Annotated in this window: 17 protein-coding genes, 2 tRNA genes, 3 pseudogenes and 1 riboswitch; of the genes and pseudogenes, 14 read left to right on the top strand and 8 right to left on the bottom strand. The window is 40.5% G+C overall.

Going from position 1 to position 22,579, the window contains the following annotated elements:
• Nucleotides 1-10: 10 nt before the first annotated feature.
• From metH to murQ, 4 genes and pseudogenes are all read right to left on the bottom strand, one after another.
• Nucleotides 11-3,710, bottom strand: a pseudogene (metH, locus tag ACFJIZ_RS14860) (methionine synthase).
• Nucleotides 3,711-3,833: 123 nt separating this feature from the next.
• Nucleotides 3,834-3,935: riboswitch (SAM riboswitch) on the bottom strand.
• 121 nt (nucleotides 3,936-4,056) lie between these two features.
• Nucleotides 4,057-4,812, bottom strand: coding sequence for a Bax inhibitor-1/YccA family protein (locus ACFJIZ_RS14855; protein ID WP_379085586.1), 756 nt, complete (start codon nucleotides 4,810-4,812; stop codon nucleotides 4,057-4,059).
• A gap of 36 nt (nucleotides 4,813-4,848) precedes the next feature.
• Nucleotides 4,849-5,414 (bottom strand): annotated as a pseudogene (locus ACFJIZ_RS14850) (hypothetical protein).
• A 45-nt stretch (nucleotides 5,415-5,459) separates the two neighbouring features.
• A complete protein-coding gene (gene murQ, locus ACFJIZ_RS14845) occupies nucleotides 5,460-6,266 on the bottom strand; it encodes an N-acetylmuramic acid 6-phosphate etherase (RefSeq protein WP_379085583.1) in 807 nt (268 codons plus the stop codon).
• Between the two features lie 193 nt (nucleotides 6,267-6,459).
• Between murQ and ACFJIZ_RS14840 the strand changes: the two genes are divergently transcribed.
• The 3 genes from ACFJIZ_RS14840 to ACFJIZ_RS14830 all read left to right on the top strand — a co-directional run bounded on the left by ACFJIZ_RS14840 (nucleotide 6,460) and on the right by ACFJIZ_RS14830 (nucleotide 9,404).
• Nucleotides 6,460-8,067 (top strand): S41 family peptidase, encoded by a 1,608-nt coding sequence (locus tag ACFJIZ_RS14840; RefSeq protein ID WP_379085580.1) that lies wholly within the window; start codon nucleotides 6,460-6,462, stop codon nucleotides 8,065-8,067.
• Between the two features lie 207 nt (nucleotides 8,068-8,274).
• A complete protein-coding gene (locus ACFJIZ_RS14835) occupies nucleotides 8,275-9,039 on the top strand; it encodes a histidine decarboxylase (RefSeq protein ID WP_379085577.1) in 765 nt (254 codons plus the stop codon).
• A complete protein-coding gene (locus ACFJIZ_RS14830; RefSeq protein ID WP_379085574.1) occupies nucleotides 8,997-9,404 on the top strand; it encodes a hypothetical protein in 408 nt (135 codons plus the stop codon). Before ACFJIZ_RS14835 ends, ACFJIZ_RS14830 begins: the two co-directional genes overlap by 43 nt.
• Before the next feature lie 3 nt (nucleotides 9,405-9,407).
• Here the strand turns inward: ACFJIZ_RS14830 and ACFJIZ_RS14825 are convergent, their stop codons facing one another.
• From ACFJIZ_RS14825 to era, 3 genes and pseudogenes are all read right to left on the bottom strand, one after another.
• The gene (locus ACFJIZ_RS14825; RefSeq protein ID WP_379085571.1) at nucleotides 9,408-9,914 is read right to left on the bottom strand and encodes a GNAT family N-acetyltransferase; all 507 of its coding nucleotides are present in this window, start codon (nucleotides 9,912-9,914) and stop codon (nucleotides 9,408-9,410) included.
• A gap of 317 nt (nucleotides 9,915-10,231) precedes the next feature.
• A complete protein-coding gene (gene der, locus ACFJIZ_RS14820) occupies nucleotides 10,232-11,533 on the bottom strand; it encodes a ribosome biogenesis GTPase Der (RefSeq protein WP_379085568.1) in 1,302 nt (433 codons plus the stop codon).
• Between the two features lie 245 nt (nucleotides 11,534-11,778).
• A pseudogene (gene era, locus ACFJIZ_RS14815) lies at nucleotides 11,779-12,668 on the bottom strand (GTPase Era).
• Between the two features lie 110 nt (nucleotides 12,669-12,778).
• Between era and ACFJIZ_RS14810 the strand changes: the two are divergent.
• The 11 genes from ACFJIZ_RS14810 to ACFJIZ_RS14760 all read left to right on the top strand — a co-directional run bounded on the left by ACFJIZ_RS14810 (nucleotide 12,779) and on the right by ACFJIZ_RS14760 (nucleotide 21,806).
• Nucleotides 12,779-12,854: transfer RNA gene (locus ACFJIZ_RS14810), tRNA-Met, on the top strand.
• A gap of 32 nt (nucleotides 12,855-12,886) precedes the next feature.
• Nucleotides 12,887-12,958, top strand: a tRNA-Glu gene (locus tag ACFJIZ_RS14805).
• Nucleotides 12,959-13,172: 214 nt separating this feature from the next.
• Entirely contained in the window at nucleotides 13,173-14,426 is a 1,254-nt protein-coding gene (locus ACFJIZ_RS14800; protein WP_379085565.1) for a site-specific integrase, read from the top strand.
• Between the two features lie 498 nt (nucleotides 14,427-14,924).
• Nucleotides 14,925-15,257, top strand: a complete 333-nt coding sequence (locus ACFJIZ_RS14795) for a hypothetical protein (RefSeq protein ID WP_379085561.1) — start codon at nucleotides 14,925-14,927, stop codon at nucleotides 15,255-15,257.
• A gap of 45 nt (nucleotides 15,258-15,302) precedes the next feature.
• A complete protein-coding gene (locus tag ACFJIZ_RS14790) occupies nucleotides 15,303-16,154 on the top strand; it encodes a hypothetical protein (protein WP_379085558.1) in 852 nt (283 codons plus the stop codon).
• A gap of 319 nt (nucleotides 16,155-16,473) precedes the next feature.
• Entirely contained in the window at nucleotides 16,474-16,746 is a 273-nt protein-coding gene (locus tag ACFJIZ_RS14785) for a helix-turn-helix domain-containing protein (protein ID WP_379085556.1), read from the top strand.
• A 27-nt stretch (nucleotides 16,747-16,773) separates the two neighbouring features.
• The gene (locus tag ACFJIZ_RS14780) at nucleotides 16,774-17,010 is read left to right on the top strand and encodes a hypothetical protein (protein WP_379085553.1); all 237 of its coding nucleotides are present in this window, start codon (nucleotides 16,774-16,776) and stop codon (nucleotides 17,008-17,010) included.
• 312 nt (nucleotides 17,011-17,322) lie between these two features.
• Nucleotides 17,323-17,871, top strand: coding sequence for a BfmA/BtgA family mobilization protein (locus tag ACFJIZ_RS14775; RefSeq protein WP_379085550.1), 549 nt, complete (start codon nucleotides 17,323-17,325; stop codon nucleotides 17,869-17,871).
• Between the two features lie 5 nt (nucleotides 17,872-17,876).
• A complete protein-coding gene (locus ACFJIZ_RS14770; protein WP_379085547.1) occupies nucleotides 17,877-18,782 on the top strand; it encodes a DUF5712 family protein in 906 nt (301 codons plus the stop codon).
• Between the two features lie 63 nt (nucleotides 18,783-18,845).
• Nucleotides 18,846-19,919, top strand: a complete 1,074-nt coding sequence (locus ACFJIZ_RS14765) for a PIN domain-containing protein (RefSeq protein ID WP_379085544.1) — start codon at nucleotides 18,846-18,848, stop codon at nucleotides 19,917-19,919.
• Between the two features lie 144 nt (nucleotides 19,920-20,063).
• Nucleotides 20,064-21,806, top strand: coding sequence for an NACHT domain-containing protein (locus ACFJIZ_RS14760; RefSeq protein ID WP_379085541.1), 1,743 nt, complete (start codon nucleotides 20,064-20,066; stop codon nucleotides 21,804-21,806).
• A gap of 344 nt (nucleotides 21,807-22,150) precedes the next feature.
• Here the strand turns inward: ACFJIZ_RS14760 and ACFJIZ_RS14755 are convergent, their stop codons facing one another.
• Nucleotides 22,151-22,579, bottom strand: a complete 429-nt coding sequence (locus ACFJIZ_RS14755) for an ASCH domain-containing protein (protein WP_379085538.1) — start codon at nucleotides 22,577-22,579, stop codon at nucleotides 22,151-22,153.

Here is a 22,579-nt window from a genome sequence, read left to right as displayed (position 1 = left end):
TTTATACTCTTTAATAACTCAAATTCGGGCTAAGCCATCTTTCTATTTCTTCTAAAGGCATGTTTTTTCTGATCGCATAATCTTCAACCTGGTCTTTGGTGATCTTTCCTAATCCAAAATAACGAGATTGTGGATGGGCAAAATAAAATCCACTAACGGCAGCTGCGGGATACATGGCATAACTTTCGGTTAAGCGGAGGCCAATCTTGTTTTCGGCATCTAAAAGATTAAACAAAGTTTCTTTTTCCGTGTGATCTGGACAGGCAGGATAGCCCGGTGCAGGACGTATACCCGCATATTCTTCTTTGATCAACTCCTGATTGCTCAGGTTCTCATCTGCAGCATATCCCCAATATTCTTTACGTACCAATTCGTGCATACGCTCTGCAAAAGCCTCAGCTAAGCGATCAGCCAAAGCTTTCGCCATAATGCTGTTGTAGTCGTCGTGGTTTTTCTCAAATTCTGCTACCAGCTCATCACAACCTAAACCTGTGGTTACTGCAAAGCCACCAAAATAATCTTTGAGTCCAGTTTCTTTTGGTGCCACAAAATCAGATAGGGCATAATAAGGTTCGCCAGCCATTTTCTCTGCCTGTTGACGAAGGGTATGAATAGTTACCACTTCACAGTTTTCAGTTTTCAGTTGCGAATTGTTTAACTGCGAAGTGTTAACTGTTAACTGGATATCATCACCCACCGCATTTGCTGGCCAAAAACCGATCACACCTTTAGCTGTCAATAGTTTTTCTGCTACGATACGTTTCAACAACACCTGCGCATCATCATAAAGTTTCTGTGCTTCATCACCCACCACTTTATCACTGAATATTTTTGGATAACTGCCACGTAATTCCCAAGTATGGAAAAATGGGGTCCAATCTATATAAGGAACCAGCTCTTCTAGCGGATAATCTTCAAAAACCTTGGTTCCCGTAAATTTGGGTTCGGTCGATCACTTTATCCAGTTCGATCTGGAATTTATCAGCTCTTGCTTCTTCAATTGTTTTATAACGTTTGTCAGAGCGCTTATTGAGATGGGCTTCACGTGCTTTATCATATTCTGCCCTGATACCAGCAACATATTCGTCTTTGGTTTCTGGATTCATTAAGGTACTGCAAACCGTTACACTTCTCGACGCATCTAAAACATGGATCGCCGGACCAGAATAATTGGGTGCAACTTTAACTGCGGCATGGATACGAGAAGTAGTAGCGCCACCAATGATCAACGGAATGGTAAAACCTTCGCGTTCCATTTCTTTGGCAAAATGGACCATTTCATCTAACGATGGCGTAATGAGGCCACTTAATCCAATAATATCTGCATTGATCTCTTTGGCTTTTTTAATGATATCCTGTGCAGGAACCATTACACCCATATCTACGATTTCGAAATTATTACAGGCCAAAACAACACCTACAATATTTTTTCCAATATCATGTACATCACCTTTTACGGTGGCCATCAACACTTTTCCGGCCGAAGAATTTTGGTCTTGGTCGGGGTTGTCCAGTTTTTCTTGTTCAATGAAAGGCAACAGATAAGCCACGGCTTTTTTCATTACCCTGGCCGACTTTACCACTTGGGGCAAGAACATCTTTCCGGCACCAAATAGATCCCCAACAATGTTCATCCCATCCATTAGCGGACCTTCGATTACTTGGATTGGTCTTGCATATTTCTGACGGGCTTCTTCCACATCATCATCCAAGTATTCGACAATACCTTTTACCAAAGAATGCGACAAGCGTTCTTCTACAGTTCCTTTGCGCCATTCTTCATCCCTAACTACTTCTTTGCCCTTGCTTTTGATGGTATCGGCATATTCTACCAATCGCTCGGTAGCATCCTCTCTTCTGTTTAAAAGTACGTCCTCAACACGTTCTAATAATTCTGGTGGAATTTCTTGGTAAACTTCCAACATCCCCGCATTTACAATCCCCATGTCTAAACCGGCTTGGATCGCATGGTACAAAAATGCAGAGTGCATGGCCTCACGAACGGTATTGTTCCCTCTAAAAGAGAAGGAAATGTTAGATACACCACCACTTACTTTGGCGTAAGGTAGGTTTTGCTTGATCCAACGTGTAGCATTGATAAAATCTACCGCATAATTGTTGTGTTCTTCTAAACCTGTGGCTACGGTTAAGATGTTTGGATCGAAAATGATATCCTGAGGAGGGAAACCTACCTCATCTACTAAGATGTCATAACTTCTTTTGCAGATCTCGATCCTGCGCTGGTAATTGTCTGCCTGTCCTTGTTCGTCAAAAGCCATTACCACAATGGCAGCACCATATTGCATGATCTTGCGGGCACTGTCCTTGAACTTTTCTTCGCCTTCTTTTAAGGAAATCGAGTTGACGATACCTTTGCCCTGTAAACATTTTAGTCCATTTTCAATGACCGACCATTTAGATGAATCGACCATGATGGGTAGTTTGGCTATATCAGGTTCTGAAGCAATCAGGTTTAAGAATTTGGTCATAGCGGCTTCCGAATCCAACATCCCCTCATCCATGTTCACATCGATCACCTGCGCACCACCTTCTACCTGTTGTAAGGCCACGGCCAATGCCGCTTCGTAATCGCCACCCAAGATCAGTTTAGAGAACTTTGGTGAGCCAGTGATATTGGTTCTTTCACCAACATTTACAAAAATACTTTCAGGAGTAATGGTTACTGGCTCTAATCCGCTCAAACGCATGTATGGCTCAATGATTGGAATTTTTCGAGGTTCGGCCTTTTTCGCTTTCTCGGCAATACAGCCAATATGTTCAGGTGTAGTGCCACAACATCCCCCAACAATGTTTACAAATCCCGAACTGATGAAATCATCTACCAGATGTGCCGTTTCGTGTGGCATCTCGTCATAAGCGCCAAACTCATTTGGTAAGCCCGCATTGGGATAAGCCGAAACATAACATCCTGCTTTTGCGGCGAGTTCTTCAATATGTGGACGCATCTCTTTGGCACCCAAAGCACAGTTGAAACCAATGCTCAACGGGTTGGCATGCATCACCGAATTTAAAAAGGCTTCGGCTGTTTGGCCAGATAAAGTTCTTCCAGAAGCATCTGTAATGGTACCAGAAATCATGATCTCTAGCTTTCGTCCAATTACTTCTTCATATTTTTTAATGGCTACGATAGCCACTTTTGCATTTAAGGTATCAAAGATGGTTTCGATCAACAATACGTCAGAACCACCATCTACCAAACCGCGAACCTGCTCGTAATAAGCAGCCTCCAATTCGTCAAAATAAACAGCCCTATAACCGGGGTCATTTACATTGGGCGACATAGAAAGTGTACGGTTGGTTGGGCCAATGGCACCCGCTACAAAACATTTGCGGTCGGGATTGGCAGCCATAAACTCGGTAACGGCTTCTTTGGCCACTCTGGCGCCTTCAAAACTCAGTTCGTAAGAAAGGTCTTCCATTTGGTAATCGGCCATAGAAATTCTTTGCGTACTAAAGGTATTGGTCTCGATGATATCTGCCCCAGCCTTTAGGTATTCCAGATGGATGGCTTTGATGATGTCTGGACGTGTGATGTTCAATAAGTCGTTATTGCCCTTTACATCACATGGGTGGTTGGCAAAACGCTCACCCCTGAAATCTTCTTCAGATAGGATATAGCGTTGGATCATGGTACCCATTGCACCATCTATAATTAAAATACGTTTTTTTAGTTCTTCTCTAATGCTCATTCTTTGTTGATAGGAGATGGGAGCTTTAAGATGCGGAAAAGAGAAACTCAAGTCATCTCAGGTCTCCAATCAAATTGCTCAAATCTATGGTGCTTAAAAAAAATGGAATAGGTTTTTCCCTTAAACTTATCTTTTCCCGATGTGCTGGGATAGAATGTAGCACCTTGTTAGCACAGGTTGCTAAGACATCGTTGGGTCTAATCCCTCCGCCTTTCTTTATAAGCACTACAAAAATGCAACAATGCAACATCAATTCCAAAAATATAGCAGGGATAACCAAATAAAATTACAAAGGCCATGCAAATCTGCACGGCCTTCGGTATAATATTTTGAGAAATTGTTGTTTTTACTTTCTGCTTCCGAAAATACGTAATAAGAAAAGGAAGATATTAAGAAAATCAAGATATAATGATAATGCGGCTACAATAGCCATTTTCTTTGATTCTACTTGTAAAACTTGTTCTCCATTAGCTTCGATTCCTTCACCTATCCTTTTGATTTTTTGCACATCGTAAGCTGTAAGCGCGGTAAAAATAGCAACCCCAAAGAAACTCATGATATAATCCAATTGAGAACTGCCAAGGAACATGTTAATTACACTAGCAATGACTAATCCTACTACACCTACCATCAATATTGGACCAAATTTGCTAAGGTCAACATTTGTGGTATAGCCCAAAAAGGCCATAATACCAAATATTCCAGCTGCAGCGGCAAAACATCCTACTATTGATCCAGTTGTGTAGCTTAATATTATGAAGCTTAAGCTTATTCCTGTTAATACAGAGTATAGCACAAATATACCTACAAGTGCGGTATAAGAAAGTCTGCTTAGGCCAAAGCCCATGGTAAGTACTAGTGCAAGTGGGGCAAACATAGCAACATAACCAAAAATCGTCATGCTCGGTTTGCGAGATATTTCATTAACAGTCACTAGATGTTGCCTTAAACCCTCATTGACGCCAAAAAGATAGGCTGCAACAGTCGAAAGGGTCAACGCTACAAACATCCATAAGAAAACATTAGCAAAGAATTTTTTAGAAACAGAACCTTCCTGTACAAATACGGTATTGTCCTGGTATTGATAATTTTGTTGTTCCATTATAAAATAATATTGGTTATGGTTAAAAATACGGTTTTAGTTTAATCTTTTTGTCAGTAGTTCTTCAACTTTTTTGTAAAACTGACGGGGTTTCAACTTTCTCCAGTGCAGGTCGTCCAGCTCGCCCCCAAAATTGATGTAATAATCGATGCTATGGTCGCGAAACTCTCGGATCACATGTTCGTTGAAATTAATGCCAGCAATCCAGCCATCCTCCACATCCTGGAACCACTCTTCATAATAACTATCATCAGAAGCATGGAAGTTCAATACATTTTCACCGATGAGGATAAACTTATTGATCCCCTCATCGATCATCAGTTCAATGATCTCCCTTTTTAGGGTCATGATGTCGTTGTTGATCGTATCGTTCCACTCACCCATCAGTTCGATGATGGCATATTGTTTATCATAATCTACAAACAATACCTTGATGTAAAGTGTATTGGACCCAAAGGCATCCCACTGGGGGTGATTAGAAAATTATAGAGTTGTTTATCGTAATAAAATTCAGAATATTCGGTGTTAAAGAATGGCGAACGGTCATCCTCAGCAGCAATATAATCATCTCTCCATAAATAAAAAGGCTCAATTTCGTGCATAATAACTAGCTATGAGATGATCAACTGAAAACAGTAAACTGCCAATTAGCTTTTGCTTGCGTCTACAGCTTTACGTACACTTCCATATTTGTTCAATAGGTCTGCAGCTTGGTCGTGGTCAATGTTCAGTTCGTCCATTACCATTTGCGTGCCGCGATCTACTAATTTATGGTTAGTTAACTGCATATCTACCATTTTATTGCCCTTTACGCGGCCTAAACGGATCATTACAGTGGTACTCAGCATGTTTAAAACCAGCTTTTGTGCAGTTCCAGATTTCATACGGGTAGAACCAGTTAAAAACTCAGGCCCAACTACAACCTCTACCGGATAATCAGATTCGGCAACAATTGGTCCACCTTCATTACAAACGATGCAACCCGTTAAAATCCCATGTTTACGGGCAGTATTTAACCCCCCAATTACATATGGAGTAGTGCCAGATGCAGCTAAACCGATCAATGAATCCTTCTCGTTGATCTGGTATTCCTGAAGATCGATCCAAGCTTGGGCATCGTCATCTTCAGCAAATTCAACTGCTCTACGGATGGCGGTATCGCCACCGGCAATGATGCCTACAACCCTGTCAAAAGGAACGCCAAAAGTGGGCGGGCATTCAGAAGCATCAACCACACCTAAACGGCCACTGGTACCAGCGCCAATATAAAATAACCGACCACCATTAAGCATTCTTTCGGCAACGGCAGCGGCTAGTTTTTCTATTTGAGGTAAAGCCTTTTCAACGGCTTGAGGTACGATCTTGTCTTCGGTATTGATGCCTGTCAAAATCTCTAAAACAGACATTTTATCAATGTCGTGGTATTTAGATTCTTGCTCTGTTATTCTTTTCATGGATGTTATTTGTGCTAAAGTTCGTTAATTTCTCCATTAACAGGAAATATTAAGGATAAATACATGCAATTTTATAGAGAAGATTACGCCATTGCAAATATTTGTAATAAAATATTCAAAAAAACTAAAATCTAGGCCGCTTTGTTCTTTAATTAACTCGCTAATTTTCATAACTTTGTAGAGCCGCTACACCATGAAAAAAAGTACTCGTTTCAATATCCTTATCGCAATCACCTATTCTGTAACCTTAATAGGCGGTATGTACTTGGGCTATAAGTTTTTAAAAGACCAAGGCTTTAAGGTAGAACGACCCGTACATTACGCAGACAACAACACCAAAAAAGTAGAAGACATCATCCATATCATCAACAAGAACTACGTTGATGAAGTAAATGCCGACAGTTTGCAGCATCTACCGATCGATAGTCTACTGCATCAGTTAGATCCACATAGTATCTATTTACCACCTACCAAAGCATTTGAATTGGCCGAAACCTTAGAAGGCAACTTTGAGGGCATTGGGGTAGAATATTACATCCTTAACGACACCTTGTTGGTGACCAATGTGGTGAAAGACGGGCCTGCATTTTTGGCGGGGATGAAGCAGGGCGACAAGATATTAAAGATCGACAGCACCATGGTGAGTGGAAGAACATTGCCACGCTCCGAAATGGTAGGTAAGATCAGAGGTAAAAAAGGTACACCTGTGCAACTTTTGTTGCTGCATCAAGGCATGTCTACCCCATCAACCTTAACAATAAAAAGAGGTAGGGTAGATGTAAGCAGTATCGATGCTGCTTATATGTTAAATACAGATGCGGGCTATGTCCGTATCAGTAAGTTTGGAGCTAATACCGACCGTGATTTTGTGGATGCCGTACGCTCACTTAAAGCCAAAGGGATGAAAAAGTTGGTGCTCGATCTGCGCGATAATGGCGGAGGGTATGTAACTGCGGCAACAGGCCTGGCCAATCAGTTTTTGGCAGAGAACAAATTGATTGTATATACCGAAGGCAAACACGAGCCACGTACAGATTATTTTACTACAGGTGGAGGCGAGTTTGAGCAAGGTAAGCTAGCGGTGTTGATCAACGAAAACTCAGCTTCGGCCAGCGAGATTTTTGCTGGAGCCATACAAGATCTGGATCGTGGTGTGATCGTAGGTAGACGTTCTTTTGGCAAGGGTCTGGTACAAGAACAGTTTGCCTTTGATGATGGTTCTGCCCTGAACCTTACCATTGCAAGGTATTACACCCCATTGGGAAGAAGTATCCAAAAATCGTACAAAAAAGGATATGCAGCCTATCAAAAAGAATTGGAAGATAGATTTAACGATGGAGAACTAACTGCTAAAACTGCAAGAGTGAGAGACAGTTTACAAAAAGTTAATTCCTATACTACGCACAGTGGCAAAAAGGTTTTTGGAGGTGGTGGCATCCAACCAGATGTGTATGTGAAGCTAGATACCATTGGTTACAATAAATTCTATGCTACTTTGGCCAATAAAAAAATACTGATCGATTTCGTGTTCGATGTATTAGCGGATCGTTATACCCCAGCATATCTGAACCAGAACCTGAGTACATTTACCATCAGCGATGCAGATTTTAAAGACTTGTTGAAATATATCCAAGCTAAGAACGTTGTAATAGATAATAAACAGTTGATGATTTCCAAACCATTGATCTATAACGACCTGAAAGTAATGCTCTGTAAATACCATTTGGGCGATATTGGATATTACAAAGCCAATAACTTGACCGATAATATGGTAAAACAGGCGCTCAACAGCTTACAATAAGCTATTGGAAATCTCTTTTTCAAGAGTACAATACCAAGAGCAGCAAAAAATGCTGTTATTTAATTTTCCCAACTCCTCTTAAATCAAACTAAATCGAAATATTGTATTGATATTATTTAATGATTCAATATTATATTCTTAATTAATGAGTATAATTGGAATTTAGTTTTATCAAGGTTAGCTTTGTAACACATCAATAAACGTGTTATGCCATTCAGTACCCTAGCCCCAGCAGATCAAGAAACCTTAGCCGATTTATTGGCCCAAGTTCAACTCAATACCACCAATTTTATGGGTTATCCTGTATCAAAAGATTTTGATTTTACAGAGTTGATGCCCTTTTTGCACTACCCGATGAACAATTTGGGGGATCCTTTTGTAGCCTGTACCTATGCGGTAGGTTCAAGAGAAATGGAGAAAGAAGTGATTGCATTTTTTGCTTCGCTATTTAGGGCTGAAGCCGACGATTGGTGGGGTTATGTAACCAATGGCGGTTCAGAAGGTAACCTTTATGGATTATACCTGGCCAGAGAGTTGCACCCAAAAGGGATGGTCTACTATTCAGAAGCCACACATTACAGCGTGCAGAAAAACATCCATCTGCTGAACATGCCCAATATTGTGATCAGTACCCAAGAGAACGGAGAGATCAATTACGAAGACCTGGAAGATACCATCCGAATGAACAGGCACATGCCGGTGATCATCATGGCCAATATCGGTACCACCATGACCGAAGCCCGCGATGATATTGGTAAAATTAAGGCCATCCTAAAGAAACTAGCCATTAAAAACCATTATATCCATGCAGACGGTGCTTTATCTGGTAGTTACAGTGCCTTTATAGAGCCCCGCCCCGCTTTCGATTTTGCTGATGGTGCAGATAGCATTGCCATTAGTGGACATAAATTTTTTGGTTCGCCTATGCCTTGCGGGGTGGTGGTAGCCAAAAAATCGAACAGGATCGCATAGCCAGGTCTGTAGCCTATATCGGTAGTGTAGATACCACCATTACAGGTTCTAGAAATGGACATAGCCCTTTGTTTTTATGGTACACCCTTAAAAAGTACGGGGTAGAAGGATTGAGGAAAAGAGCTTTACATAGTCTTGCCATAGCCGCTTATGCTGAAGAAAAGCTAAAAGAGATTGGTGTAGCCGCTTGGAGAAATCCCAATACCATTACGGTCAACTTTCCTTCGCCGAGTTTAACCATTAGGCAGAAATGGCAATTGGCTTCAGAAAACGGAGGCTCGCACATCATCTGTATGCCCAATGTACAAAAAGAGCAGATCGATCAACTGATTGCAGAAATGGCGGCAGAGTTGGTAATTGTATAAAGGTTAGACCTTGATCTCGAAAAGGTTGAGGCTTATGCCTTCGTAATGTTTGGGTAGGCCACTGTTGGCTGCAATTTTAATGCTGCCTACGTGGTCAAAACCACAACCTGTATAATAGGCCAATAGTTTTTCGTTATCGGCCCAGGTATCCATACGGATGTACGCGATGGCATTGCGCTTGGCATAATCCTTTGCCCAATCAATGATCTTGTTTACAAAGCCATAGCCCCTAAAATCGGGATGTGTTGCAATGCGATGGATGTAGATAGAAGGCTGTTCGTCTTTTTCTCCCCAGATCTGCGGGTCGTTAAAAGTCACTGCAAAAATTGCCGCCACTTTATCGTCAACTAAAATCTTGTACTGTCTATTTTCTTCAACTTCTTGTGTAACCAAGGCCAAGCTAAAGCCTTGCCAGTGTTTGTTGAATACCTTTTTCTGATGCGCAACAGCCATATCGTAAAACTCAAATATGGTATCGATATCTGTAGCGCTACTGTTTACAACTTGCATAAGATGCTGGTTAAAGTCTGAAAGTTAATTAGTCCGTAAAGTCCGAAAGTTTTTAGTCTGGAAGTCGGAAAGTAGCTTAGTCTGTAAAGTCCGGAAGTTTTTAAGTTCGAAAGTCTGTAAAGGTTTTAGTCTGGAAGTCGGAAAGTAGCTTAGTCTGTAAAGTCCGGAAGTTTTTAAGTTCGAAAGTCTGTAAAGGTTTTAGTCTGGAAGTTGGAAAGTAGCTTAGTCTGTAAAGTCTGGAAGTGTTAAGTAAAAATAACTTTCCGTCTTTCGGACTTCCTGACTCTATACTCTAGACTCTGGACTTCCAACCTAGCCTACTTCTGTCTAAAATAAATCTGTATCGGTACGCCAGAAAAATCGAAATTCTCACGTAGTTTGTTCTCTATAAAACGCTTGTACGGTTCTTTAATGTACTGTGGCAAGTTACAGAAGAAAGCAAACATTGGCGAAGATGCGTTGATCTGCGTAATGTATTTGATCTTGATGTATTTACCTTTTAAAGCAGGTGGCGGATAGTTCTCAATGATCGGTAGCATTACATCGTTCAGTTTAGATGTAGGTACTTTTTTGCTACGGTTTTTGTGAACTTCTAAAGCCGTTTCTATCGTTTTAAAAATACGCTGTTTGTTCAATACCGAGATAAATACGATTGGCACATCGGTAAACGGCTGTAGTTTGGTACGGATCTGGTCTTCAAATTCTTTAATGGTCTTGTTGTTTTTCTCAATCAAGTCCCATTTGTTCACCAAGATCACAATCCCCTTTTTATTTTTTTCTGCCAAGTGGAAAATATTAACATCCTGTGCTTCTAATCCATCTTCGGCATCGATCATCAACATCACCACATCAGCCTCTTCTAAAGCTTTAATGGTACGCATTACCGAATAAAACTCAATGTTCTCTTTTACCTTGGTCTTTTTACGCAGACCTGCAGTATCAATAAACATAAATTCGTGGCCAAATTGGTTATAATGGATATGGATTGAATCGCGGGTAGTACCAGCAATTGGTGTTACAATGTTACGTTCTTTACCAATCAACGCATTGATCAAAGAAGACTTGCCTACATTCGGGCGACCAACAATGGTGATCTTCGGTAAAGCATTTTCCTCTTCAGGAATATCCTCAAAATGGGTAATTACTTCGTCCAGCAATTCACCAGTTCCAGAACCGGTCATCGAAGAAATGGTATAGATCTCGCCTAGACCAAAACCATAAAATACAGTAGCTTCAGTTTCTAAGGCAGTATTGTCAACCTTGTTTACTACAATAAAAACAGGTTTTTTGCTGCGGCGTAAAAGTTGTGCAATCTCATCGTCCAAGTCTGTAATGCCAGTGGTTACATCCACCATAAACAAAAGCACGGTAGCCTCTTCAATGGCGATCACCACCTGCTCGCGGATGGCCGCTTCAAAAACATCTTCAGAATTGGCTACATAACCACCCGTATCAATTACAGTAAACTGTTTGTCAGTCCATTCGGCAGCGCCATAATGCCTGTCGCGGGTTACACCGCTAAAATCATCAACAATCGCTTTGCGACTTTCTGTTAAGCGGTTAAAGAGGGTAGATTTGCCTACATTTGGTCTTCCTACAATTGCGATAATGTTACTCATAATTTTTTTGTTGAAACGTTTTAAAATTGAAACGTTATAATGTTGCCTAAATATCTCGTAATTGAGCGCGCAAACATTTACTAAACATTTTGACTATCAACTACTAACCTTTTTTGAAAGGGAGTGCAAAGGTAAGCTAAATTATTGGAAGAATAAACTCTTATTCCTTTTGAATTGTTTAACAGCAGGTTGATGACCTTATTTAGCTACGCAATTTACCAATGAACCAATGCCCATTGAACCTCTTAGTTCTCGTACCCAAAATTTTTCAGGTAGTTCTTTTTGCTTCTCCAATCAGGGATAACCTTAACAAAGGTTTCTAGGAATACTTTACTGTCTAAAAACTTTTCGATGTCTTTACGCGCCTCCATGCCTACTTTTTTAAGCATTGCACCACCCGTACCGATCAATATGTTTTTTTGCGAATCTCTTTCTACAATAACTTCTGCCGTAATGCGCACCATTGGTCCGCCTTTGCTTTGTTCTTCTTTAAAAGAAGTAACCACTACCTCGGTACTGTAAGGGATTTCTTTTTTATAGTTGTTAAAGATTTTCTCACGGATCATCTCAGACACGAAGAAACGTTGGCTACGGTCGGTCAGTTCCTCTTTGTCGTAATAGGCCGGATGCTCTGGGATATTGTCCAAGATCAAAGGTAAGATGCCATCCAGGTTATATTGATGCAGTGCAGAGATGGCAAAGATGTGCATTGGGTTTAATTTCTCTTTCCAATAGGCAAACTTCTCGTCAACCTGCTCTTGCGTAGCATTGTCTATTTTGTTCAGTAGCACCACTAGAGGGATGGTGGTATTGGTGATTTTTTCCAATACATCATTTTCGTCGTGTTTCTCGTTAATGTCGGTTACAAAAGGATCAAGATCCGCATCACTTAGTGCGCCATTTACGGCGGTCATCATCGAATCTTGCAGTCCGTACAGCGGTTTGATCATCCTGGCGTGTCAGAAAATACGATTTGGAAGTCATCTTCGTTCACAATTCCTAAAATCCGGTGACGGGTTGTTTGGGCCTTTGGTGTAATAATAGAAAGCTTTTCGCCCACTAGGGCATTCATGAGGGTGGATTTGCCAACGTTTGGCTTACCGATGATACTTACAAAACCTGCTTTGTGCGACATAAAAAATATTTTTTAAAATAAATTTGCACCACAAAGAAACGAATTATATCTTTGCATTCCAATTCGGGAGAAGAGTTAAGGATTTAACGAAAGCTTTGAATTGTATAGCGTGCGGGGTGGAGCAGTTGGTAGCTCGTCGGGCTCATAACCCGAAGGTCATCAGTTCGAGTCTGGTCCCCGCTACCAAAGAAGTTGAAACGACACTTCTTATTTTTAATGGCCCGTTCGTCTAGGGGTGAGGACGCCAGATTTTCATTCTGGAAACAGGGGTTCGATTCCCCTACGGGCTACTTTTTTGAATATCAAAACGTTTAAAAGGCTGTAAATTTAAGATTTACGGCCTTTTTTGTTATACAAGCACGCCGAAATAGGCAAAAATTCCCATATCAACAGTGCGTCATTCAGTGAGTCACCCTCACTGAAATAGCGACTCACTGAAAACGGCTTAAAATACTGACAGTCAGCCTGTTCAAAAGATGAACATCTTGACTGGAAATGACCGTAATGCTACTTTTGTTTCACTTAAAACTAGCCATTATGAGCCAGAATTATTCTCTTCATTTTTTTCTGAAGAAACCAAGAAATTATGTAAGCGGCCCAAAAGCCATCTACATGCGCATTAGCGTAGCGGGTTTCACCCCAAAAGAAGCCTCCGCGGGAAGGACGTGTGAACCCAAAAACTGGATTTCAAGCGCCAACCGCGCCAAAGGAAATTCAGAATCTGCAAAAACATTGAATGCCTATCTGGATGCGATCGACTTAAAGGTCGAGCAGGCCCACACCTATTTAAAGAAGATGGGTGCTGATATTTCTTCCGAGTCCATCATGGATAAATATTTGGGCAAGGAAGAAAAACCAAGGTATTTAATGGAAATTTTTGCCGACCATAACCGGAAAATGGAAGCGATGATCGGAAAGGGCTTTGAAGCGAACACTCTAAAAGGTTATAAATCGTCGGTCACCCATCTAGAAGGGTATTTAGCGCTGGACTATAAAAAAGCAGATATCGATATCCGAAAGATCGACCATGCATTTATTCTCGGCTATGAATTCTATCTAGCTACTGCAAAAAGTATCGGCGGGATTTCTGTTGCCAAATACATGAAGCATTTCCGCAAGATCATTAATCTCTGTTTAGCGCATCGATGGATTGTCGTGAATCCCTTCGCCTTCTACAAGAACAAGGCAAAGCCAAAGGAAAGAGAATTCCTTTCCAAAACTGAACTGGATGTGATCGAAAAGAAAGAGTTTGGGGTCAAAAGGATAGAACAGGTCCGTGATATCTTTGTGTTCTGTTGCTATACAGGACTTTCTTATGCGGATGTGAAGAAACTGCAACGCTCGGAAATTAGCAAGGGAGATGATGGGCAGTTATGGATATTCACCAACCGTAAGAAAAATGCGAATGCTGCCCGCATTCCCTTGATGGCCTTTCCCAAATCGCTAATGGAAAAATACCAGGATCATTCCGATTGTGCGCTCAAAGGTGTAGTGCTACCAGTGCTGAGCAATCAAAAGATGAACAGTTATTTGAAAGAGATTGCAGACCGTTGCGACATTACCAAAGTGCTGACCTTTCATATTGCACGACATACCTTTGCCACTACGGTCACCTTGAATAACGATGTGCCGATAGAGAGTGTATCGAAGATGATGGGGCATAAAGATATCCGAACAACCCAGCATTATGCAAAGGTACTGGATATGAAAGTGAGCAGGGACATGATTGAGCTAGAGCGAAAGTTGATGGAGGCCTAGATTGCCGAATGAACTTAAGAAAATGATGCTAAATACAATATTTAGCTAAAAGTGGCGTCTATATATTTGAGAGCGTTAATTTAGATGAGCGGGAACAGTCGAACAAAAGACCGTTTCCGCTTTCTTTTTTTTCTGGAAAATTAACAGTGTTGATAAATCCGATACTTTTTATTTAATATTGCCTGCTCTTTTTCGTAAATTACAGCATACCGTATTGCCCAATGCAAGACTATAGCAAAATTTCGGACTTTGACCTTTCCGTTCTTGTGAGCAAGAGTCAATCGGACAGCTTTTGCCGAGATTTTCAAACGCTATAACAGCATTCTATATCTTCATGCGGCTAAAAAGTTTGCTAACAGAGAGGATGCAAAAGATATCGTTCAGGAGGTCTTTGGCATGTTGTGGAGTAAAAGAGAGGCCATGGAACCTAAGAGCAATCTTGCAGGATATCTGTACATGTTTTAATGACACACCCTAGATTTTGTCTATTTTTATCTTATGAGCAGAAAAGTCATTAAACAACACTTGAAATATTTTATCGAGCCACATCCAAGTTTTAAAGGAAGTGAGGAACAGATTTTCACACCCAGAAACGATTATGTCATTAAATTCTGGATTGAAGGGGGATTTGAAATTGCTGGCGCTCATAGTACATTGGAGATTAATTTCAATAGTAATGAACTCTTAGTGCTCGCAGTGAGAAATGAACCTATCGAAAGAATTATCAGGATCCCATGGAAACGCATAATTGCTTTTGAATTGATCATTAATGACAAATCAGGCGTGAATACTTCCGATCCTATCTATTTAAAGCCTGAGCAGAAAAACTAGCCCATCAACTGCATGATTGATACTATATCTATAAATTAGCTACAAATGATCGCTCCAAAAACTAAAAAGGGACAACATCGGCAAGTTGAAGTTGCGATTACGGCTTGGATCGATCTGTTGGGTTATGGGTCCATGTTGGAGAAAGGATCATTCGAACCTTTTAACACGGAGACCTTAAACGCACTGAAACGCATAACTTTATTTCATGATGAAGTAGCAAAGAAATCCTCAAAAATATTCCCTAGCATGGTCATGAATGATGGTGCAATCGTCTTCCGAGGTCTTTCTCCGCGGAGCAGAGAACTTACCTTTGATTTTATCTACCGCGCTTTTAAGCTCTACTCGCATATCAATGGCGTGGAAAGAAAAAATGGTTATCCTGGGGCAAGAATGGTCATTGCAACTGGTTTTAGAATCAGGAAGCACTCCCAAATCAAGCAACACCTGATTGATGGTATTGGCAGTTTTATTTTAGGTAAACTTGATAAATCGGAAATGTCCAAGGAACAGGCAATCATCCATTCGTTGATGACAAGGGCAAATTTCGATATCTTTCCAGAGCTCCAGGCAAATTTCGCATTTGCAAAGGCTTACATTGCTGATGCCGGAGGCAGTAAAAAGGGGATAGCAGGCCCCTACTGTTATCTCGATACCACCATTTTAGAAGATGAGTTACCAGAATGGATAAGATTCAGCGGCTTTGTCGATTGGGAAGATCGTGGACTTAGAGCGAAATTTGGTGTCATTGATGGTATAATTAAAACCCTTGCAAAAGAACAAAAATTTAAAGGCGCATTGGATGCTTTTGAAGTGGCCAGCAGGATTTCCTCGGATCCAGATATTGTCTCGAAATTAAAGTCTCAGACATATTCCCTGAAAAATAGAATAAACTATTAGACCAGCTCTCTTTAATTATCTTTTATATTAACGCACATTCCATCGGTAGGCATTTTTTGTCCCTATATTTTCCCTATAAATACAACATGGGACATGAGGTTTGGGGTAGGGTTCTATATACCGCAATGTAGGCGAGTCTTTTTAGCGATAAATAATCTTTGGGCAGTACCCTTGAGTACCCAAGGGGGCTTTTTTTCCATGACTAGTTTTATGTATTGCTTGACCATGAGGTTAAGGATTGTCAAACATAAATAAATGGTATGGTCAATTTTGATAGGATTGGAGTTATCAATGGTTGATGTAGAATTAAAGAGAAGTTATGGCAAGATTGGATTTAATGACAAGAGAAGACCTGGAGCAGTTCAAAGCTGAAATGCTTGAAGAGATCGGGGTAATGTTGAAGGTGAAAAATGTTGGGACTACCCAGCAGCAATGGATGCGGAGCGCCGATGTGCGCAGGATGCTGAAGATATCTCCCGGTACATTGCAGAACCTTCGGGTGAACGGCACGCTGAGCTATACCAAGGTTGGTGGGACGATGTTCTATAGGATAAGCGATATCGAGAAGATGTTGAGCAAGGGTACGGTTTAGGATTTGGTGTTGGATTAATTTGTGGGTATGAAATCGGCATTTCCGGTAGATCAATTTATCAGGCGTGCAGCTGCCGATGCGCAGCTGCTGCCTTCGCATGTGGCGTTATTTATGGCCATTTTCCATTATAGTCCAGAGGGTGGGGTTGGAACTGTTTTTCAAGTGAGCCGATCAAAGCTGATGCAGTTTTCAAAGATTAGGGCCAATGCGACCTACCACAAATGTTTGGGAGAATCTGGTGCGTCTGGGCTATATCGCTTATGAGCCTTCCTTTGATTCCTTTATGGGAAGTAAGGTTCAAATCCTTTTGGAAGAGGATAAATAGGTATTGTTTTTTGGTTTTATCTTTTTGCATTGGAATAGATTTTTGGGTAGTTGGGTCTGTCCTTTTCCTTTCAGAAAAGGAGCAAGCGGAAGTTGGGCTACGCCCTACTTTGCTTGCCCCACGCTGCGCTGGGGGACTTAGAAGTATGCTCCGGGCATACTTCTCCTTTTCTAAAGTGCTATTGAAGTTGGTTTGGGTATACTGGTTGGTATACCATTTGGTTTAGGTTGGAATGAATGATGAATTGAGCTATGGGGAATTTAAATGGCAAGTCGCTCCGCTTTTCAGCGGAAGTAAATGTGAAACTGGAAAAATTTGCGAGGAAGCTCGGGCGTAGCAAGCTCATGGTCTTCTGCCAGATGGTAGATTATTTCTATCGCACAGGAAAGGATCCACTGGATATCAGCGATGAGCTGTTGCGAAAGACGCTTTCCAAAAACCATGATGCCTATACCAGTTTTATCAAGGTGCAGGAAAAGGATTTGCTGATTCCCATGCGTGAGGAGTCCAGGCGCATGGTGGCCAGCCAAGAAAAGATCGTTAAGTTCTTCAACGAACAATTGATCCCCTCGAATAAGAAGCTGCTGGATAACCAGAACGCGCAGATGGAAAAGTTCAAAGAGACCGATAAACTGATCCGGATGGTCTATAACCGGATGGAGGAGAAGTTGCAATTGAAGAAACGGTTTATGAGGATACTGGAGAATTATACCCAATCGAGAGATTCGCTTGGCAGGTTTGATGGAGCGGAGAAACGGGAGTTGATCGAAAGGTCGAAAAGACAAGTGGAGGAACTTTAAAGCTTATGTTCATCAATATCACCACCAGCGAAACGGGTAATAACAAAGGGAGCAGTGGTCAGCTGGTACATTATCTGGACAAAGAGAACAGGCTTTTTTCAGAGGTCGAACAGTTATGGTTTAACAATACTTCCGATTCGATTGAATCCTATCTGGTTCGCAGTAAACTGGATGGTAATGTGGCTAGGCTCTGTAAAGATGATGCAAAGTTCTTTTTGGTCAATATCAGTCCGAGCCAAAAAGAGCTCGGGTTTCTGATTGAGCATTTTGGCGAGGAGCTGGCCAAGGAAAAGTTGAAGGATTTCGCATTCGAGGTGATGGATGAGTATGCCAAGAATTTTAACCGTTCGGGGATTGTGGGCAATGAAGATCTATTGTGGTTTGCTAAATTGGAGCATCACCGGTATTATAGTTTTCGGGATAAAGTGGTGAAGGAAGGTTTGGTTAAAGCGGGCACTGTAAAACCGGGCGGACATTGGCACGTACAAGTCATTGTTTCCAGGAAGGACATCACCAATTCGATTAAGCTCAGTCCGATGAACAAATCGCGCGGCAAGAATATCGAGCACTCTAAGAAATTGGGACAGTTCGATCGGTCGGCTTTTAAGCAATCTGGGGAAAGGTTATTTGATGAAATGTTTGGTTTTAATCGCGATCTGAAAGATACTTTTCGATATGCGAATATCCAGAAGAACGGGAACTTGGAGCAGAAATTGGATCTGCATAAGGAGATTAGGAAAAGCGGTCTTGTTGACAAAGAAGTTGGAGCGGATAAAGCGCTGAAACTGGATAATCTTCTGGAGATTCTGCTGAGGCCCGAATATGGGCAGGATTCGGGCTTGGTTGCTCAAAAGAAGCCAAAGAGAAAGAGGGAGCAAGAGCAAGATCAGAGTTATGGGAGGGGGATATAAACGCTGCTATAACTTTAAGAATTGTCAGATTGGTTTAGTCCCTATAAAATGCTATTTTAGTAAATGCTCAAAACCCGAAATATCTATATAGATACCCAAGTTTTTGTTTCTAACAATTATTTCCAAAACGAAAATCTAAAACGCCTTTCCGATTTCGGAAAGTCAGGTGTTGTAAACTTGTATATGACGGAAATAACCCGTCAGGAAATCATGGATAATGCAGCGAATGATATTATTGAAGCCATAAATGACATTAATGAATTTAAGAAAAAACTCTTAAACAAAGGTAAGATATTAAAAAATATTGTTGCTTACCGTCCCTATTTAGATCTTCCCAAGGCACAGGTTCCTGAGAATATAAAGAAGATTGCAGATGATCTACAGCAGTTTTTGGATGAATCGCGAATTACTATGCTTCCTTATGATACTGCCAACCTGAATGATGTAGTTACGAAATATTTTAAAAAGGCCAAGCCATTTGGACAAGGAAAGAAGAAACATGAATTCCCTGATGCGATTGTCATTTCTGCGATCGAACATTGGTGTGCACAGCACAATGAGAAAATATACCTAATATCGGGGGATTCAGATATGGAGGGGCTAGGATCTAAGAATATATTGCCCATTGCTGCGCTCAAAGATATGCTGAACCTCATAAATAATGATAAAACAAAACGGACAGCTTGGATAGGTAAGTTCTTCAAAAAATATGAGGTATTAATAGAAGATAGGGTTGCTGAGGCATTTTCTGAAAAGATTGTCGACGAATTAGGCGAACTTGAGTTAGAGGATGTTGAGATTTCTACTATCAAAATCCATGAATATTTCATAGTGCAGGATAATATTGCAAGTGGGGAATTTGTGCTTCAGTTCGACTATGACATCGATTTCTCCACTGACGTTATGTATGAGGATTATTCAATTGCATTTTTCAACAAGGAAGACGACAGATATTTAGGTGTAAGGGCCAATAAGTCTCGGGTAAGCATGAGCACGACACAGACTGCAGAAGTGACTATCGAAGCATTTATTGATGAGTTCGACAATGAAGATCAACAAGAGCCGGACATCACATGTACATATACAAGTATTCCAGATGCACAGCGTATTTTGGATAAAATAGATAATCCTTATTAATTCCATTCCCCTCCGCTCGTTTGCACCTTGCGAAATGCCATCATTTTTAAGCATCACAATTTTTAAACCTAGATTTTTTCATGTCAATCATCGTGTTTAATTGATGACATTAATTTGTTACCTTGGAAAAACAATTCGACGTTTATGACTAATAAACTTTCTGAAAGACTAGTTGAACAAACGGCGACGTCTCTTTTTACTTTAACTTGGTCTTTATTGTCAGGCTTAGGTACCAAGGTAGTTGATCAAGTTAAGGCCAGGGCCGCTTTGAACAATTACTACCAAAGTTACTTTCGCAGAAACGGGGCGATCAAAGTACTTGGAATGCCAGAGCCGATGCCTCTAAACCAGATCTACACTAAGGTAAAGTTAATTCCTGCATACATGGATTTTGCAGATCAGGGAATACACTATTATGAAGATGAATTCAGAAAGAAACGCGGAGACTATGGTCGTCTAGAAACCTTAGATGCTTTTTTCGTAGCAAATACATATGATAAGCTCAATGTTCTAGGAGCACCCGGGTCGGGAAAATCAACTTTATTAAAAAAAATTGGTTTGAGCATATTAGTGGATGATGAAAAGATCGACTCCTCAAGATATGTTCACGATTGTATACCTGTGTTTATAGAACTTAAAAAGTTTAGGGACGGTAATATTAACCTTAAAAAGCATATTCAGGATGAATTTGAGATAGCCGAATTTCCTCAAAGCAACGATTTTGTCAATAACGCTCTGAAGAAAGGCAAACTGTTATTACTTCTTGATGGTTTGGATGAGGTTCCGGGAGGTAATTTGGAAAACGTAATAGAGCAGATAAAAGACTTCACTGATAAATATCCACTTAATCGCTACATTACTTCATGCAGAACTGCTTTTTATAAAAACTTCCTTAATGGTTATACCGATATTCAGGTTGCAAGCTTTGATGATGATCAAATCCAGAACTTTATTAAGAATTGGTTTAGTCAAGAAAAGGATATTACTAGTAAAACCTTTGAACGTTTTCAAGAACTATTGTTCGATCAGAAAAATATTCAAACACTAGAATTGGCACGCACCCCATTGCTATTGACATTCTTATGTCTAACTTACGATGATGGGCAGTATTTTCCTGCTAATAGAAGTAGCTTATATAAAAGGGCAATGTATATTCTTCTTGAAAAATGGTCAGCTGAAAAGAGGATCCATAACGAAGAGGTTTACCAAGGACTTAATGCTGATATCGAAGTGGAGATGCTCGCGGAAATTGCCGCTCATTTCTATGAAAAGGATAAAAGTTTCTTTTATTCAGACGAACTCAAAGATCGAATCAAGGAATTCTTATTGAATACGCTTGACCTTAAGCTACCTCCAGTTTCCAAAATCTTGGAAGCAATTGAAGTGCAACAAGGTTTATTGGTACAAAGGGCACCGGACATCTATTCCTTTTCACATTTGACTATTCAGGAATATCTCACGGCATATTTTTATCATTCCCCAAAACGTACACCAATACTTATAGAAAATTATATTTTTGACACAAAGTGGAGAGAGGTATTTTTGTTGCAAGCTGGAATGCCATACTCTGATGACCTGATTTTGATGATGGTTGACTATCTCCGCGAGTACTGCGAACAAAATGAGGCGCTAAAAAATGCTATCATTTGGGTCAATAAACTGATCCGGACAGAAAATACCGAAGAGGGGGTCTGTAAAAGGGTGTTTTTTCTTGAATTCCTCTTGAAATATCAGCGAAATAGGGCCTTGGCGACAAGTTCATTTCCACAATTTAACAGACAATATGCTCAAACCGTTATTGACTTGCTAGATCACAGTTTAACCAAAGGTATAGCCTTCCTGAAAATGTTGGTAGACAAAGTGCACCAAAAATTTTCGATGTTTTAGCGCAATTGATGAGTGGGGACAAAAAGTTCATTGCGCTAAGGAAAGAAGTCCAACTTTTAGTGCCAAGTAGACCTTTGAACACCATGCAGCCGGGCTCAAGACATTATTTCAACAAGCAAATACTTACTATTTTATATAAAGCTATTAAAGTTCCGGAAAATCTACAGAACCTTAGGGAGAAGCAATATGAACCGATCAGAAAATATCTAGAAGCATTTGCTTTAATTATTGAATGCAGGCATGCCTCCTTAAAAATTTATTCAGAAACCTGGAAGAGTGTTCTAGAGAGATTAGCAAGATAATCTTTCAATAGGATGCTAGTGATCTTCAATCAATGTCCTAATCTAATTCGAAAGGTTTTTGTAGTCGCGGAGCGTTTGGAATTTATCTAAATATTTAAAAGTCTGAGGGGGGGTAAACCTTGGATGGATGATTTTAATGGCACTTAGTAAGATTTCAGCATCCAATCTTATTACATCACAAAGTTCAATTCCCACCGCAACGCTGGAGTTTTTGTAATAGTCATCGTATTCTTCCTTGACTATTCCTAAAGCGTTCTTATGACTTGCCCACATTTTTTCTGGGCTTAGTTTGATGATTTGTTTCACAGTTGCCACCGCGGTAACCGCTTTTTTAGGCTGGGTAGTATAGATAATGACTGTGTCTCCAGCCTTTACTTTCGGTTGTGCTTTTCTAAGTTCAATGGTTTTTTTACCAGAAATGATTTTAGAAACATATTTTTCCTTGATAGAAATTAAAAGTAGTTTGCTCAT

This window comes from Pedobacter sp. UC225_65 (assembly GCF_042698365.1).
Classification (GTDB): Bacteria; Bacteroidota; Bacteroidia; order Sphingobacteriales; family Sphingobacteriaceae; genus Pedobacter.
The sequence above is the reverse complement of the archived record's forward strand: the minus strand, read 5'-3'. Positions and strand labels throughout refer to the sequence as shown.